The following is a 17,091-nucleotide window of genomic DNA, read 5'->3' as shown; positions in this document are numbered from 1 at the left end:
CTCGGGCGATCCTCGGCCACCCGAAGGGCGATCGCCACACGATCTAAGGACCAGACCGCGAAGTTGGACGCCCTGGACGCCACGGAGGAGCTGTGGCGGCTGGAGCCGGACTGGAACCGCTCGTACCGGCGCCTGCTCCCCTTCCTCGCCGTCGGCGGAACGCTGGTCGGCCCGGCGAACCGCTCCGATGGCGAGGTGGACCGACGTCCTGCCCCGGCACCTGGCTGCGCGAGACAGGACAAGAACCGCACCGATGGCAAGCCGACCGACCAGCCGAGCACCCTCCACCGGCACACCGAGACCGTCGCGGGCTGACCCGCCGTGCACACACCCTGCCACCCTGGACCGTCCCTTCGCGGCCCGGACGGCGGTGGGTAATCGGACCAGGCCGCGATTGGACCGTCTGTACTGGGCACGCCGGGGTCTCGCAGGTCATTTCCCGGTAGCGGGCAGGTCGAGTGCGCGGCGTCGGATCTCGGATGCCTTCTCGTTGTCGCTACCTGTGATTGTGACAACTCCGTCCACCGCGGGCTGACCGTCTGTCGCAACCGCGATGAACCGGGTGCGTGGGTTGTCTGCGGCGGCCGCCTTCGACGCCTGGGTGAAAGCCGGTCCGATGGAGACGACGAGGTCGCAGTGCTGTGCGGAGAGGCCAGCGAGGTAGGGGAGGGCCTGGTCGGTGGTGGCTGCCGGGACGAGAAGTTGTTGCACGTTCAGCTGGCGTTGCCGAGCGGCATCTTGAAGAGCCGCCCAGATGATGCTGGTGTCCGTGCGGCTCGCCGCTTCCGCGGCATCGCCGGTGAGGCAGGCCGTTCGAAGCCCGGAGATGTTGGAGGGGCTCACTGCAGCTGCAGGGACGGCCTCACCGTCACTTCCGTTTGCGAGCAGTATCCCGACCCCGACACCTGTCACAGCGAGGGCAGCGGTCAGCCCGAGCACCCACCGGTGACGGCGGGTGAGGTGGAGCGTCATGTCGGGCTTCTCCTGGCGGGTGATGTGGCGGGCACGGTCAAGTCTCACCCGGAGGTTTTCATTGTTCAGTAAAGAAGATTAAAAATCTCTTAAGATCATTTCAGCATATGGCATCCCTATTTTGCATAAAACGACCACGGGTTCGTCAATTACGGGCTGTACGCGTCGCACTGACGACCGATAGGAAGGACACGGACCGATCGCCGTAGGGGGAGAGTCGGTCGTTTTCGCCTGCCCTCCGAAGGACTTTCCGTGCGTCGCTCGCTTGCGCTCATCACCTCCTTGACGCTCCTGCTTGCCCTTGGCACGCAAGAAGCGAGCGCTTTCACGGCGATCAAGGCCCCGGTGCCCACGGTCACGCCGAAGACCCCGCAGCAAGTCAGCGGTGACCCGAGCCGGGGGACTCACACCGTGCCGTCCTCGCAGACCAGGAAGGACGGCGGCGCTCCCGGGGAATCCGCGCACCAGCCGGGCCAGGGCGAACTGCCCGAGGCCAAGGCCAAGGCCGCGCCAGGCGACGGCACCATGCACCCCTCTGGTGATGCGATACCCCGGTCCCCGGTCAAGGGCGGGACCGTCACCCCGCCACCCCGCGAAGGCCGACCCGGCGCTGCGTCCCCCGGCGGTGCGCAGAGCGGCAACGCCGCCCCGCCTCCCGCCGCACCGCAGAACACGGGCAAGAACGGAAAGGCCGCGAAGCAGGGCGCCGCAGACTCGGCACCGCCCGCAAGTGAAGACCTCCAGGCCCGCAACGACGCCACCCCCGGTACCGGCATGCCCGGTCTGCCGGCCGAGGGCGTCGAGGTCACGGGCGCCCGCACCGACACGACCTCGCTCTTCCAGAACCCGGACGGCACCAAGACCCTGCGCGCCTACCCGCGGCCCGTGCACTACCGCAAGGCCGACGGCAGCTGGGACGACATCAACACCAACTTCGCGCTCGACCGCGCCGGACGCTGGACCGAACAGGCCAACAGCCAGCAGGCCACCTTTGCCGCCAAGACCGATGACCCCGCGCTGGTGAGCTGGGCGCCGGGCCAGGGCCTGGTGGTCTCCTACGGCCTGCAGGACGCGGCACAGGTGCGCGGCGTGGTCCAGGGCGACACCCTCACCTACCCGCTGGCGCGCCCCGCGAGCGACGTGGTCTACAACGGGCTCGCCCAGGGAGTGAAGGAATCCCTGACCCTGCACGACGCGACCGCCCCGACCAGCTGGGTCTTCCCACTGCACCTCACCGGGCTCACCCCGGCGATCGGCCCCGACGGCGAGGTCCAGTTCAAGGACGCCTCCGGAGCGGTGAAGGCGACCATCCCGCACGGCTTCATGACGGACTCCAAGATCGACCCCGCCTCCGGGGACGGCGTGGTCAGCGACCGGGTGACCTACCGCCTGGTCGACGTCAACGGCACCCCCGCCCTGCGGATGGACCTGGACGAGGTCTGGCTGCACGACGCCAAGCGCGTCTTCCCGGTCACCGTGGACCCGTCGACCACCAGTATCGGGGTCGGCAAGTCGACCTTCGTACGGTCGGACCAGACGGCGAACTTCTCCACCGACCCGCAGCTGCGCATCGGCACGTCCGACGGCGGCGCCTCGAAGGTCAACAGCTACCTGTACTTCCCCGACGTGGCAGGTGTCCTGCAGAACAACTACCTGCACGCGGTCACCCTCAACCTGAACAACACCCACTCCTACGAGTGCTCGCCGCACCCGGTCTACGTCAACCAGATCACCAGCGCGTGGGACCCGGCGACGATCAACCGGTACCCCGGGGTGTCGATCGGCCAGCAGCTCGGCACCGCCAGCTTCTCCGCCGGTGACACCTGTGGCGGCGCGATGTGGGAGTCGATCGACCTGGGCCGCAGCCACACCGACCCCGGGGTCCAGCTGGTCGAGAGCTGGGCCCGCGGCGCCGACAACTACGGTCTCGCGCTGACGGCCAGCACCACCGACTCCTACCACTGGAAGAAGTTCGCCAGCGCCAACAGCGCCTACCCGCCCTACCTGTCGATCTCCTACAGCGACTGGGCCGCCACCTACGCGCCCGCCGGCAGCTACATGCCGCCGACCTACAACACGCCCGGCTACCAGCAGGTCACCCTGACGAACACCGGGGCCAACTGGTGGAACTCGCAGAGCATGCAGGTCAAGGCCCGCCTGTTCGACACCAACTGGCAGGAGCAGTGGTTCAACGCGCCCCTCACCGGGGTGCCCGGGCTGGTCAGGACCTACGACTCGGTCACCATCAACGGAGTCATACCGCCGCTGCCGCTGGGGCAGGACTACTACCTCTGCTGGGACGGGTACGTCGGGGGGACGTCCTCCCTGCACGACAACTACTGGATCCCCTTCGGCAACTGCACCACCGTCCACGGCGCCAACACCGCACCACAGCTGGACGTCCTGGCTCCGCCGCACAACACCGTGATCGGTAGCCTCACCCCGCAGCTCTACGCCACCGGGCACGACCCGGACAACTTCCCGGGCAGCGGCCTCGACTACGACTTCCGGGTCTACACCAACCCGGCCTCGGGAGATCCCGAGCTGGTTGCGGAGTCGGGTTGGCAGTCCAGCACCTCGTGGGCCGTGCCACCGGGAAAGCTCGCCTGGAACACCGGCTACCTGTGGAACGTCAAGGTCGGTGACCACGGCGGTGAGAGTCCACTGTCCGGCACGGTCTCCTTCTCCACCCAGGTCCAGCAGCCCGTGATCACCTCACACCTGGGCGGCGCGGTCGGCGACGGGGCCGGCCGCCCCTTCGACGCCAAGGTGGGCAACTACACCACGGCGGCCACCGACGCGGACGTCAAGAGCGTCGGTCCGGCTCTGGCCGTCAGCCGCTCGTACAACTCGCTGGACCCGCGGACGTCGACGCTGTTCGGCAACGGCTGGACCTCCAACTTCGACATGAAGATCCAGCCGGACAACGACGGCAGCGACTCGGTCGTCCTCACCACCGCCGCCGGCCGGGCCGCCCGCTTCGGGGCCGACCCGAACAAGGGGGCCCTGTACACGCCGCCCTCGGGTGAGTTCCAGTCGCTCAGCAAGGTCGCCGCAGGTTTCGACCTGATGGCCAAGGACGGCACCCGCTACGAGTTCCACGTCGCTTCGGGCAACGGCTACGCGCTGTCCCTGGTGCGCGACGCGTTCAGCCGCACCCAGGAGCTCAGCTACGGCAACGGCGTTCTGGCCACGGTGAAGGACACCTCCTCGGGCCGCACCCTGCACTTCGAATGGACCACCGGAAACCGGCACGTCGCGAAGGTCTCCACCGACCCGGTCAGCGGGACGGACTCGAACACCGCCCTCACCTGGACCTACACGTACAACCCCAGCAACCCGGACCAGCTCGACCAGGTCTGCGCACCCCCGACCGGGGGGAACACCGACCGGTCGTGCACCGGCTACTCCTACACCGCCGGCTCGCATCTGCGCTCCGCGGTCCTGGACTCCGCTCCCGTCTCCTACTGGCGACTCCGAGAAGGCAGCGGAGGCACCGCCGTCAGCGAGGTGGCGGAGAACCAGGGCAACGACAACGCCACCTACTCCGGCACCGGCGTCACCCTCGGCACGCCCGGACCGACCGCCTCGGGCGCCACCGCCGCGACCTTCGACGGCTCCTCCGGGTTCGTCGGACTCCCGCAGAGCGTCCTGGACACCTCCTCGTACACCTCGGTCGGCCTCTGGTTCAAGACCTCCAGCTGGGGCGTGCTCTTCAGCTACCAGGCTGACCCCTTCCCCGGCAACGGGAGCACGCCGGCCAACTACACCCCGGCGCTGTACGTCGGCCAGTCCGGCTACCTGCACGGCAAGTTCTGGAACGGACCGTCCCGCACCCTCGACTCCACCAAGGCGGTCAACGACGGCAAGTGGCACTACGCCCTGCTCTCCGCGGCCGGCACTACCCAGACCCTCTACCTGGACGGCGAGGCACAGGGCGCCCCCCTGCCCGGGGCGGTCATCGCGCCCGGGCAGCGCTCGGAAGCCGTCGGCGGCGGCTTCCTCAGCGGGGGCTGGCCCGACAACCCGTACGACAACACCGGACACGCCAACTACTTCAACGGCAGCATCAGCGACGTCGCCTTCTACAACCGGGCCCTGGGCGAACCGGCCGTCAAGTCCCTCTGGCAGGCCGGAAGCCAGCCGTCCGCCCAACTCACCGGACTCAAGCTTCCCTCGGGCAAGACCCGCCTGGGCGTCAGCTACGACGCGGTCAACGACCGGGCTGCCAAGGTGACCGACGAGAACGGCGGCACCTGGACACTGAGCCAGCCCACCGTGGCCGGCTCCTCCCAGGAGTACCGGGGCAGCGTCATGGGATCGCGGCCCAACGCATACTGGCGGCTGTCCGACGGCGGCGGCGTACAGGCCGCGAACCAGGTCTACACACCGCGGCCGACACCCAACAACGGCAACTACGCCAACGTCGAACTCGGTTCGCCCGGCCCGATGTCCGGTTCGCCCGGATCGGCGACCTTCGACGGAAGCACCTCCTGGGCGGAACTGCCCGCCGCCTACGCCCCGCAGAACGGTCCGGGTGCGCTCGCCCTGTGGTTCCGCACCGACCGCGCCGGCGTGCTGCTCTCGTACCAGTCGTTCCCGGTCAACGGCACCCCCAACGGCACCACCGACCAGTGGAACCCGGCCCTGTACGTCGACAGCAACGGCAGGCTGCGCGCCCAGTTGTGGACGGGTGACGCTTCCACCACCCTGGCCAGCGGTGCCCCGGTCAACGACAACAAGTGGCACTTCGCAGTGATCTCCGCCGACAGCCAGACCAGTCAGACCCTCTACCTCGACGGAGCACCCGTCGCGGGACCGCTGAACGGCACGATCATCCCCAACGGCACCAACCACGTCTTCCTCGGCGCGGGCAACGTGACCGGCAGGTGGCCGCAGCCGCCGGCCGACCGGGCGGGCCACTTCAAGGGCCAGCTCGCCGACGTGGCCGCCTACCCGCACGGACTGAACGCCGCCACCATCTCCTCGCTCTACCAGCTCGCCACCACCTCCGGTGCCACCCAGTACGACGCCGCCGTGGTGGACAGCAAGCCCACCGGCTACTGGCGCCTCGGCGACACCACCGGCAACCAGGCCACCGAACTGATCTCCTCGGCCGCACTCGCCCAGAACCGCGGCAGCTACCACAACACCACCTGCTGCCAGGCGGGCCCCTGGGCCTCCGGCACGTCCACCGCCACCGGCTTCAACGGCACCAACGCGTACGTCCAGCTCCCCGCCAACACCTCGCCCAAGCACTGGGGCGCGGCCACCGTCGAGCTCTGGTTCAAGACCACCGCTCCCGGCGTGCTGTACGGCTACCAGTCCTTCCCGCTCGACGGGAAGCCGAACGGTTCCACCGACCGCTGGAACCCGGCGCTCTACATCGGCTCGGACAAGAAGCTCTACGGCACCCTGTGGACCGGCTCCGCCACCAACGCCCTGGTCTCGGCGACCACCGTCGCCGACGGCGCCTGGCACCACGTGGCCCTGGCCGGCGACGGCTCCGGCCAGACCCTCTACCTGGACGGTGCCCCCACGGCCACCAGCACCACGGCGCTCCCCATCACCTACAACGGTTCCGCCTACGCCTCCCTCGGCGCCGGCTGGACCGGCGGCGGGTGGCCGAACGCTCCGTCGGATCAGGTCAGCTACTTCAACGGCACCATCGCCGACTTCTCGATCTTCCGGTACCGCCTCACCAAGGACACCGTCTCCGGCCACTACAACCGCGCGACCTCCGCCGCCGTGGTCGGCGGCCTGGACGCGGCGAGCAACTACCGCGCCAAGACGGTCCAGGACGGCGCCGTCGGCTACTGGCGACTCAACGACCCCTCCGGCTCCTCGTACGCCGCCAGCCAGCTGGGCGACGCACGCCCGGACGCCACGGCCGGCAACCTCACCGACGTCGACCTGAACGCCGCGGGGCCCTCCGGAGACCAGAGCCAGCGCGCCGGGGTCTTCAACGGCTCCACCTCCCAGGTTCAGCTGCCCTCCGACGCCGCGCCCATCAGGGGAGCGGCCAGCGTCGAGCTGTGGTTCAAAACCACCACCGGCGGCCCGCTCTACGGCTACCAGGACTACCCCGTCGGCACCCAGGGCGGAACCGCCTGGAACCCAGCCCTGTACGTAGGCACCGACGGGCGGGTGCACGGCGAGTTCTGGATGGGCCTCAACGCCTCCATGACCTCCGACCGCACGGTCAACGACGGCAACTGGCACCAGGCGGTACTCACCGGCGACGACAGCGGCCAGACCATCTACATCGACGGTCGAGCCAGTGCCTCGGACACCACCGGGCGCAAGATCACCTTCAACGGCACGCCGTACGTCTACCTGGGAGCGGGATCCACCAACGGCTGGCCCGCCGCCGGCGGTGACCACTTCAAGGGCACCATCGCCGAGGCCTCCTACTACTCCTCGCGCCTCAACGCCGACACCGTGACCGCGCACTACAAGGCCATGGGCGACGGCGGGAAGCCCATCCCGGTCACCACCGCCACCGTCACCGACCCGGGCGGCTACAAGCTGACCTACCAGTACGACACCCGCTCCTCCCGGCTGATCTCCCGCACCGACGGCTACGGCAACACCACCCGCTACACCTACGACACCGCCGGCTACCTGTACGCCGTCAGCGACCCCAACGGACACACCATCACCACCGGGCACGACGCCCGCGGCAACACGGTCTCCCGGACCACTTGCCGCGGCGCCGGAAGCTGCCAGACCAGCTACGCCACGTACTACCTGGACATCGGAAATCCGCTCAACACCGCCAACGACAAGATCCTGACCTCCAGCGACGCCCGCTCCTCCGGCCCCGGCGACACCACCTACACCACCCGCTACGCCTACGACAACAACGGCCAGCTGGCCTCCACGACCCTCCCGGCCACACCGGACTTCCCCAAGGGACGCGTCAGCTACATCCTGCGCACCAAGGCCTTCACCCCGGCGCCAGACGGCTCAATGGTCCCGATCGGGCTGGTCCGGGCGCAGACCGTCCTGCTCGACCCGGCGGCCAACCCGGACCCGTTCAGCGTCCCCGCGGACAAGCAGACGGAGTACTTCTACCAGGGCAATGGTGACGTCGCCTTCGTCCTCTCGCCGCTGCGGCCCAAGGTCAGCTACGGCTACGACAACCTGGGACGCACCACCAGCCAGTCGTACAGCTGCGACGACTGTCCGGGCGGCACCACAGCCGCACCCCGGGTGCTCCAGACCGACTACACCTGGGACGGCCAGGGCAACCCGGTCACCCGCACCGACCCGTACACCACCGACGCCGTCACCGGAACCAAACACACCCGGCGGACCACGACCGCCTACGACGTGGATGGCAACCAGGTCAGCCAGACCGTCGCCGACACCACGGGCGGCGACCAGCCGCGCACCACCACGTGGGCCTACGAGAGCGACACCAGCCGGGTCAAGCAGGTCAAGGACCCGGGCGGTCACGCAACCTCGTACACCTACGACCGCTACGGCAACGTCGCCACCCGGACCGACGCGGCCGGCACCACGTACAACTTCAGCCACTCGCCGATGGGACAGCTGCAGCAGACCGCGGTCAGCAACTACACCGGCAGCAGCGCCTCCCCGACCGCACCGCGCTGGCAGGTCATCGGCTCACGCGGTTACGACCCTGCAGGCCGCCTCGCCACCGACACCGACGCGATGGGGCGCACCACCCACACCTACTACAACGACGACAACACCATCGCCGAGATCGACCTGGACGGCTACCACAACGCCGACGGCTCCCTGCGCAACGTGGTGCTCCAGCAGAACACCTACGACGACGCAGGCCACCTCGCCCAGCAGGTGACCGGCGGAGGCAAGACCACCACCGTCACCGCCTACGACGCGGCCGGCCGCGTCAGCCGCACGACCGCCGACCCCGGCGGCCTCAACCGCACCACCGCCTACACCTACGACGTGGCCAACCGCCCGACGGCCGTCATCAGCACCGGCGGCGCGGACGCGAACTCCACCGAAACCGACTACACCTACGACGTCACCGGGACCCTGCTCAAGCAGACCGCCCGCAACCAGCCCACCGACTCCGTGGTGACGTACGGCTACAACAGCCGCGGCCTGCGCACCACCACCGTCAGCCCGAACGGCAACGCGACCGGCGCGGACCCCGTCCCGTACACCAGCAGCGTCGGCTACGACGAGGCCGGCCGTCCCACCGTCACCACCGGCCCGCTGGTCAGCGCGGAGACCTACGACCCGACCAGCCGCGGCAGCAAGCCGCAGCAGGTCCGACCGATCAGCCGCACCGGATACGACACCTTCGGTCAGCTGACCTCGCAGGTCGACCCGCTGGGCAACACCGTCACCTACACCTACGACCTCGACGGCAACCGGGTCGCTGCCGCCGGTGCCGCGTACACCGACCCGCAGTCCGGCACGACGATCACCCCGACCTCCACGGTCGAGTACGACGTGCTCGGCCGGCCCGTCACGAGCGTCGTCGACCCGACCGGCCTCAAACTGACGCACACCATGCAGTACGACCAGTTCGGCCGTCTGGTGCAGACCACCCTGCCGCCGACCGGCGGTGTCACCGCACCGACCGTCACCAACTCCTACGACCTCGACGGCGAACTGCTCTCCACCACCGGCCCGACAGGCGCGGTCAGCCAGGCCACCTACGACGACCTCGGGCGGCGCATCACCAGCACCCAGCTGGAGCGCTACCCGGCCGCAGCCGCCTACACCAGCACCTTCACCTGGGACGACGCGGGCAACCAGCTCAGCTCCACGACGCCCGGCGGCGCCACGAGCAAGGCCACCTACAACGCCGTCGGCCAGCTGCTCAGCGCCACCGACCCGGCAGGCGTCACCGTCCGCTCCGCTTATGACGGGCTCGGCCGGACCAGCCGGGTGACCAGGGCCGACGGCACCGCGAGCACCACCGGCTACGACGGACTGGGGCGGACACTGAGCACCACCGGTCTGGACACCACAGGTGCTGCCGTGTCCACCCAGTACGCCACGTACGACCTGGAGGGCAACGTCCTCACCGCCACCGACAAGGTGGCGAGCAGCGCCGACATCGCCGCGCACGCACGACAGTTCACCTACAACCCGGCCGGCCTCCCGGTCCAGCAGGTCGAACCGGTCGCCGCCGGGCAGACGATCACCACCTCCTTCGGCTACGACAGCGGAGGCCGCAAGACCCGGTGGACCAACGGGAAGAACATCCCGACCTACTACACCTACAACTCCCTCGGGCTCCCCGAGTCGACCGTCGAACCGCCGACCACCGCCCACCCGGCCCCGGCCGAAGGCCTGTTCACCACCAGCTACGACGCCGCCGGCCGGGCCGTCACCCTCACCGAACCCGGAAACGTTGTCCGCCGCCGCAGCTACGACGGCGCCGGCAACCTGACCCAGGAGACCGCCGCCGGCGCCGAGGCAGCGACCCCGAACCGCACCCTCGGCTACGACGCGGCCGGCCACCTCATATCCGTCGGCACCCCCGGCACCACCCCCGACACCTACACCTACAACGACCGCGGCCAGCTCCTCACCACCGCCGGCCCGGGCGGCGCCAGCAGCTACAGCTACAACGGCGACAGCCGGATGACCGCCCGCACCGACACGGCCGGCACCACCGCCTTCGGCTACAACACGGCCGGACAACTTACCAGCGCCACTGACCCGTTGACCGGCACCGCCGTCGGCTACGGCTACGACGCGGCCGGCCGGCTCGCCAGCGAGCGCTACGGCACCAACGGAGGCAGCCGCAGCTACGGCTACGACAACCTCGGCCGCCTGCGCGACGACACCATCAAGAACCCGGCTGGGACGACCGTCGCCTCGATCGGCTACGGCTACGACCTCAACAGCCGGATCACCAGCAAGACCACCGGCGGCACCGCAGGCGCCGCCACCAACCAGTACGGCTACGACCTGGCCGGGCGCCTCACCTCCTGGAACAACGGCACCACCGCCACCGCGTACACCTGGGACGCGGCCGGCAATCGGACCGCCGCCGGTGGCACCACCTCGACCTTCGACGAGCGCAACGAGCTGCTCGACGACGGTTCCACGGCCTACGGCTACTCGGCCCGCGGCACCCTCACCAGCAGCACCGCTCGGGGCTCCCAGCCCAAGGACGTCCAGTTCGACGGCTTCGACCGGATGGTCAAGGAGGGGCCGTCCACGTACACCTACGACTCGCTCGACCGCGTCGCCCAGACCGGGAACGCCACGTTCACCTACGACGGCGGCTCCAACAACCTGGTCTCGGACGGCACCACCACCTACACCCGCACCCCCGGTGCCACGCTCCTCGGCACCGCGACCACGGGCGCGACGCCCAACCCCCGCCTGGTGATCAGCGACCAGCACACCGACGTGGTCGCCACCATCGACCCGGCCGCCAAGGGCGTCGCAGGCTCCACCGCCTACGACCCCTTCGGCAAGCCCACGGCCAGCACCGGTGCCACCAACTCCCTCGGCTACCAGAGCGGCTGGACCGACCCCGCCTCGGGCGACGTCAACATGGCCGCCCGCTGGTACCGCCCGGGCAGCGGCACCTTCGCCTCCCGCGACTCCTGGCAGCTAGGCCCCAACCCGTCCATCCGGGGAAACCGGTTCACGTATGGGGACGGCGACCCGGTCGATGCGACCGACCCGTCGGGGCACTGCCCGATCTGCGCGGTCATTGTGATCCACATCGTTGTTGACGTGGCTATCGAGATTGCCACGGCTCCGCCGGCCCACGCGCCAGGTGTCGACCCGCGGCCTAGAAGGGACAACGGGCCGGACTACAACGCACGGTACTGCGAGAGCCACCCATTCGTGAGGTCGTGTGGCGGAGACGGCTGGCAGCCCACCCGTTCGCCCGGCCCGGCGCCAGCGCCACCCGGGGAACCGGTGTTCATCCCTGGCCCGACCGGTGGTGGGGGCCACGGAGGTGGAGGTGGTAGCCGCCACAAGCCGGGCCCGCGCAAGCGCCCCGGGCCGAAGCCGTCCCCCGGCCCCATCATGCCCAGGCCCAACCCGCCGACGGACACCCGCCCGACCAACGACAACGATCGCCCGCACACTGACCCCAGCCCGATCGACTTCTTCACCGATACGATCGTCGCCGTCGGTACCGCCGTCGTCGGCGTCGTGATCGTCGAAGGCGCCCCGGTCGTCGTCGGCGCCGCCACCGCTGTCGGCTCCGGCATTGTCGCCGGCACCGGCGCCGTGATCGACCTCGCCGACGACGTCTACAACCTCATCAACGGCGGCGGCAACCCCGCGCCCGCCCCCGCGCCGGCACCGGCGCCGCGCCCGTGGCCGATCCCGGCCCCCCTGCCCGACCCGGGGCCCGACAACCCGGGCCCCGGAGGGAACGGCAACCGGCGCGTCCCCACATGCGAGGACCTGAAGCCGTCGGGGGCCGTAGCCCTGAGCGGCGGCGGATGGGTCAATTACCTGCCGTCGGACGCCCAGGGTCGTAACACGGGAGTCAACGCCTGTCTCGAAGGGAAGCCCAGTTCCAGCCGGGGTCAGGCCGCGACCGGCAACATCCGGGGCTGGGACGACGCCAAGAAACGGGCGGCCACCCTTGGGTTCCCTGAGGATTCTGACGTCGCCCGTTGCCACTCTGTGCCGCGCATGGCCGGCGGAACGACGGACGAGCGGAACTTGACGCCGTGCTTCCAACGCGGGGCCAACATCAACCAGAGGAACGGCGGCGTGATCACCAACAGCATGCGGACGTTCGAGACCAGAGCCGGAAAAGCCATGCCCCAGGGCCCTGTGCTGTACGACGTGCTTCCGCAGTACAACAACGACAAGAGCACCATCCCGAACGGGTGGGGGATGGGGTTCTACGGCTGGGACGCCAATACCGGGCTGCGCACGGACTCCGATTGGACGGTCGTGGACAATGGGGCGTTCAGCTCCAATGGATATGTGAACCTGGGAAACTAGCCTCGGGCGGGGACAAGCGGTTGATGGGAGTGGACGTGGATATCGAGGAGATGCTGGACCGGCTCGGTGCGGTGATCGGGCCGCCGCCCGTGGACGGAGTGGTCCCGGTCCCGTGGGAGCTCGGGCCCGAGGAGGTTGGCTTCCAGCTGCCGGCGGACTACCGGGCGTTCGCCGACCGGTACGGGATGGTCAGCATCAGCGACGAATTGCACATCTTCACACCGTCGGCGGCGCCCAGTTCCAAGACCGAGCAGCCGCTCGGTTTCGAGGGATTTCTGTACCACACGACGGATCCCTACAGATACTGTGCCATGCTGGCCCAGGCCTACCGGGACGGGGACTACGACGAGTGTCCGTATCCGCTGTTTCCGGCCGAGGGAGGGTTGCTGAAGTGGGGCAACAACTACAACTCGGACCATTTCTTCTGGCTGATGCGGGGCCCGGACCCGGACCGGTGGCCGGTCGCTGCCAAGTTCGACTCGTTGCTGGAGTGGGACCTGTTCGAGGGCGGCTTCCTGGAGTTCCTGCTGGCGGCGGTGACGGAGCAGTATCCGTACCATGGGGACGTTGTTCCTGGTGGGGTGAAGCAGGTCGGTGATGGCCGTGCTTATCGCTTTCGGGGTGACTGGTCGAAGCAGCTTCGATAGTGAGCCCACGCGATGGTCAACGGCCAGGTCAGTGTGACTCCGCACCCCGAGGGGGCATATGCAGACGAGTCGGTGAAGCGGCTGAGCGATCCCGCGGAGACGGGACCACCGATTCGTCGGGACGTTCCCGAACCCGCGTTTCCCTGCACGACGAGGACGAGGAAGCCGCATGGGAGCTGGGGATCGACTCTTGGGCGTAGCCTGGCCGTTCTTCGAGATGACACCTGGGGAGGGGCGTTGAGCGAGGCCGGTTCGGTCGGGGCGCTGGCGCGAGTGGTTTGGGGGCAGAAGAGGCTGCTGCTCCTGCCGGGAATAGCGGCGGCCGGCGTGGGCGCCGTGACCGGGTTGCTGATCTGGGCGGAGGTCCAGGTCGGGGGGAGCCTGGTGCTGGGGGTGGCTGGGGTGTTGGTGCTGTCGTTCCTCGCCACCTTCTTCAACTCCGTGCTGCTCATCGCTGCCGCCGACGCCCTCCGGGGGCGGCAGGTGGGGATCAGGTCCAGCTGTGCACGGGCTGCCGGGCGGGTGCGGGCGATCGCCGCGTGGGCGCCGATCGGTGTCGTGGTGCTCATCGGGGCGCTGCTGCTGGTCGGGATGGCGTGGTCGATGGCGAGCTATCTGACGCTGCCGGCGATGGTGCTCGACGGCGTGGGGGTCCGTACCGCGCTGCGGGGTTCCCGTCAGGCGTACCGGCGTGCCCGTTGGAGGAGCCTGGAGGGTTTGAGCCGGATGGCAATGCCTGCCATGGTGACGTTCCTGCCGTCTCCGGTGGTGTTCATCCTGGGGCTCACCGCGACGGACCGGAGTCTTGGGACGCTGCTAATGAGCGGCGCGGCGCTGTGCCTCGGCGGTGGCGTGACGGTGACGGCGAGTCTGTTCGCGGTGTTCCGGGCCCGGCTGTACCTGGAGTCGACGGCGATGGTGGCGGCGGGGCCGCTTCGCGGGGGGCTTCACGTTTCGCCGGTGGAGTAGTGGGAGCAGTTAGCGGCCTGCGGCGGTCGCGGTGTTGGTGTGGGGAAGGGAAAGCCAATGCCGACCGCCGTAGGCTCGTGCGCGCTGTCTGACCGAAGTCGAGGCCGCCCCCGAGGACACCTGGTACGTACCCGTGTACGGCGGCGACGGCGTCCGTGCCCGTGGTCACCACCGGGCCCTGCCGATGGTGACCATCACCCTGCCGCTGCTGCGTCGGTGAGGCACCGGTTCGGCCGCCGCGGCTGGCACACCCTCACCGACGCGCTCGACAACGTGGACGGCGACGAATTGCTGCATGCGGAGCAGGCCGCGGTCGATCGGGCCCGTCGCGAGAAGGAACGGGAGCGCTGCCGTCCGGCCTGCACCCGCCCCCGACCCCGACCCCTGTGCCGCCGCACGCCCCGATTGACCTCCTTGGCTCGATCCCTGGCCGTGGCGGAGACGGAGGTGGCTCAGGTGGCGGAGGTGGTCACAAGCTGGCACCACCCCGCGAGCGCCCCGGACCGCGCTCGTTCCCCGGCCCGACCCTGCCAGGCCCAAGCCCCCGACAGACGCCCGCCCGCTCAACGACCACGACCGCCCGCACGCCGACCCTAGCCCGATCGACTTCCTCACGGGCACCATCGTCACCGTCGGCACCGCCGTCGTTGGCGTCGTGATCGTCGATGGCGTCCCGGCCGTCGTCTGTACCGCCTCCGCCGTCGCCGCCGGTACCGATGCCATAGCCGATCTCGGCAGTGATCCCCTGAAAGGTCCTAACAGAAGTCGCTGTGGGCGTGACTGCGGACCGTGGTGCTCGTTGGTCGGTGCGTGGGGAAAAGGGTGTCTCGTCCGTGGATCGTGTCGGACGAACTGTGGGGACTGATCGAGCCGTTACTGCCGCCGGAGCCGCCGAAGGTGAAGCCGGGGCGGCCTCGAGTGCCGGACCGGCAGGCCTTGTGCGGGATCCTGTTCGTGCTGCACACCGGCATCCAATGGGAGTACCTGCCCCAGGAGCTCGGCTTCGGCTCGGGCATGACCTGCTGGCGGCGCCTGGCGGCCTGGAACGAGGCCGGCGTGTGGGACCGGCTCCACCTGGTACTGCTGCGAAAGCTGCGGTCCGCCGGACAGCTCGACTGGTCCAGGGCGGTGATCGACTCCAGCCATGTCCGGGCCGCCCGACGGGGCCCAAAAGCGGACCGAGCCCGGTCGACCGCGCACGGCCGGGCAGCAAGCACCACGTCCTCGTCGAGGGCCGGGGCATCCCGCTCGCGGTGTCACTGACCGGCGGCAACCACAACGACGTCACTCAGCTGCCGCCCCTGCTCGCGAAGGTCCCCGCCGTGTCCGGCCTCGTCGGCAGGCCACGGCGCAGACCAGAGGTCCTGCTCGCCGACCGGGGCTACGACCACGACAAGTACCGGCGCCTGGTGTGGAAGCAAGGCATCAAACCGGTGATCGCCCGCCGCGGTGTCGCCCACGGCTCCAATCTGGGCGCCTACCGCTGGGTCGTCGAGTGCACCATCGCCTGGCTCCACGGCTTCCGCCGGCTTCGCGTCCGCTGGGAGCGACGCGACGACATCCACGAGGCCTTTCTCGGCCTGGCCACCTGTCTGATCACCCACCGACACGTCCAACGCCTTTGTTAGGACCTCTAAGGCCCGCGCCGACACCGCAAACCGAGCCCCTCCCGATTCCGTTTCCTCTACCGATCGGTCGTACTGGTGGTCGGACGGAGGACGATGATGAGTCTTGCGGCGACAGTGCCGGAACCAACGTGCACGGCAACATCACCTACCTGCCGAGGGCGCGCTCCCGGTCGGGGGCCGAAGGGGGCCGTGCCACGGGAGGCAATAGCCACTTCGATTCACCTCGGGACTTGGAGGACAGAACGCCAACTGCCTGGAACTCACGCGACTTCCCCGAAATGGTCACCGCTGCCGGACTGTAAGGGATGCCGTGCACGAGGGCACAACATGGGCCGGCAGTTCAGTGGGCCCGGAACGGACCTCCGAAATCTCGTTCCATTGTTTGGCAAGGCCAACCTGGAAATGAGCAAGATCGAGAACAAGATTGCCGACGAGGTTCGGTCGGGGAGGCGGCGAGTCAACTATTAGGTGCGCGACGTCTACGGCCCGAACCCAACAGGGATTCCAACGGAAGTCCACTTACAGGTCACTGGGACCGGGGATCTTGACGTTGACTGCTACATTCTGAACGTTCAGGACTACAAGAGCGTCTGCTCTTCTGAGAAGTATGGAAGGTGACGAGATGGATGTTTCTCTTCGGCTGCTCATGGGGCCGCCGCAGCGACTGATGCCTAGCCGACCGGGGGCACGGCAGGAAATCGATGAGTGGGCTGGCCGGTCACTACCTGAAGACCCAGGTGGAGGTCGGCGCGCCGTATCTCGTAGCGGATCCACAGGCGCTTGAACTGGCTGAGCCAGGCGAAAGTCCACTCGACCACCCACCGAGTCTTGCCCAGCCCGGAGCCGTAAGCAATGCCACGGCGGGCAACCAACCCCGCTTCCACAGCAGGCGGCGGTACTTGTCACAGTCGCATCCGTAGCCGGCGAAC

At 69.1% G+C, this 17,091-nt stretch carries 6 protein-coding genes; 5 read left to right on the top strand and 1 reads right to left on the bottom strand.

Annotated elements, in window-relative coordinates; translation table 11 throughout:
- Positions 1 to 63: 63 nt before the first annotated feature.
- Positions 64 to 315, top strand: a complete 252-nt coding sequence (locus IE332_RS24625; protein WP_189920253.1) for a hypothetical protein — start codon at positions 64 to 66, stop codon at positions 313 to 315.
- Positions 316 to 432: 117 nt separating this feature from the next.
- Here the strand turns inward: IE332_RS24625 and IE332_RS24620 are convergent, their stop codons facing one another.
- Positions 433 to 972, bottom strand: a complete 540-nt coding sequence (locus tag IE332_RS24620; RefSeq protein ID WP_189920251.1) for a BMP family ABC transporter substrate-binding protein — start codon at positions 970 to 972, stop codon at positions 433 to 435.
- A gap of 411 nt (positions 973 to 1,383) precedes the next feature.
- On the opposite strand from IE332_RS24620, the gene IE332_RS24615 reads away from it, so the two are divergent.
- The 4 genes from IE332_RS24615 to IE332_RS42435 all read left to right on the top strand — a co-directional run bounded on the left by IE332_RS24615 (position 1,384) and on the right by IE332_RS42435 (position 16,162).
- Complete coding sequence (locus IE332_RS24615) at positions 1,384 to 12,918, top strand: LamG-like jellyroll fold domain-containing protein (RefSeq protein ID WP_189920243.1); 11,535 nt, start codon at positions 1,384 to 1,386, stop codon at positions 12,916 to 12,918.
- Between the two features lie 35 nt (positions 12,919 to 12,953).
- Positions 12,954 to 13,565, top strand: coding sequence for a hypothetical protein (locus IE332_RS24610; protein ID WP_189920241.1), 612 nt, complete (start codon positions 12,954 to 12,956; stop codon positions 13,563 to 13,565).
- Positions 13,566 to 13,802: 237 nt separating this feature from the next.
- Positions 13,803 to 14,534, top strand: a complete 732-nt coding sequence (locus IE332_RS24605; RefSeq protein WP_189920239.1) for a hypothetical protein — start codon at positions 13,803 to 13,805, stop codon at positions 14,532 to 14,534.
- Between the two features lie 822 nt (positions 14,535 to 15,356).
- A protein-coding gene (locus IE332_RS42435) for an IS5 family transposase (RefSeq protein WP_373313823.1) occupies positions 15,357 to 16,162 on the top strand; the annotation gives its coding sequence in 2 pieces (ribosomal slippage) (positions 15,357 to 15,693 and positions 15,693 to 16,162; 807 coding nt in all).
- The last annotated feature ends 929 nt before the right edge of the window (positions 16,163 to 17,091 follow it).

The organism is Kitasatospora xanthocidica (assembly GCF_014656195.1).
Classification (GTDB): domain Bacteria; phylum Actinomycetota; class Actinomycetes; order Streptomycetales; family Streptomycetaceae; genus Kitasatospora; species Kitasatospora xanthocidica.
Note: the sequence above shows the minus strand (reverse complement) of the source record. Positions and strands in the feature narration are given on the sequence as shown.

Coding starts and splice junctions, on each gene's coding strand:
- IE332_RS24620 (WP_189920251.1), bottom strand. CDS start 972: ATGACGCTCCACCTCACCCGCCGTCACCGGTGGGTGCTCGGGCTGACC.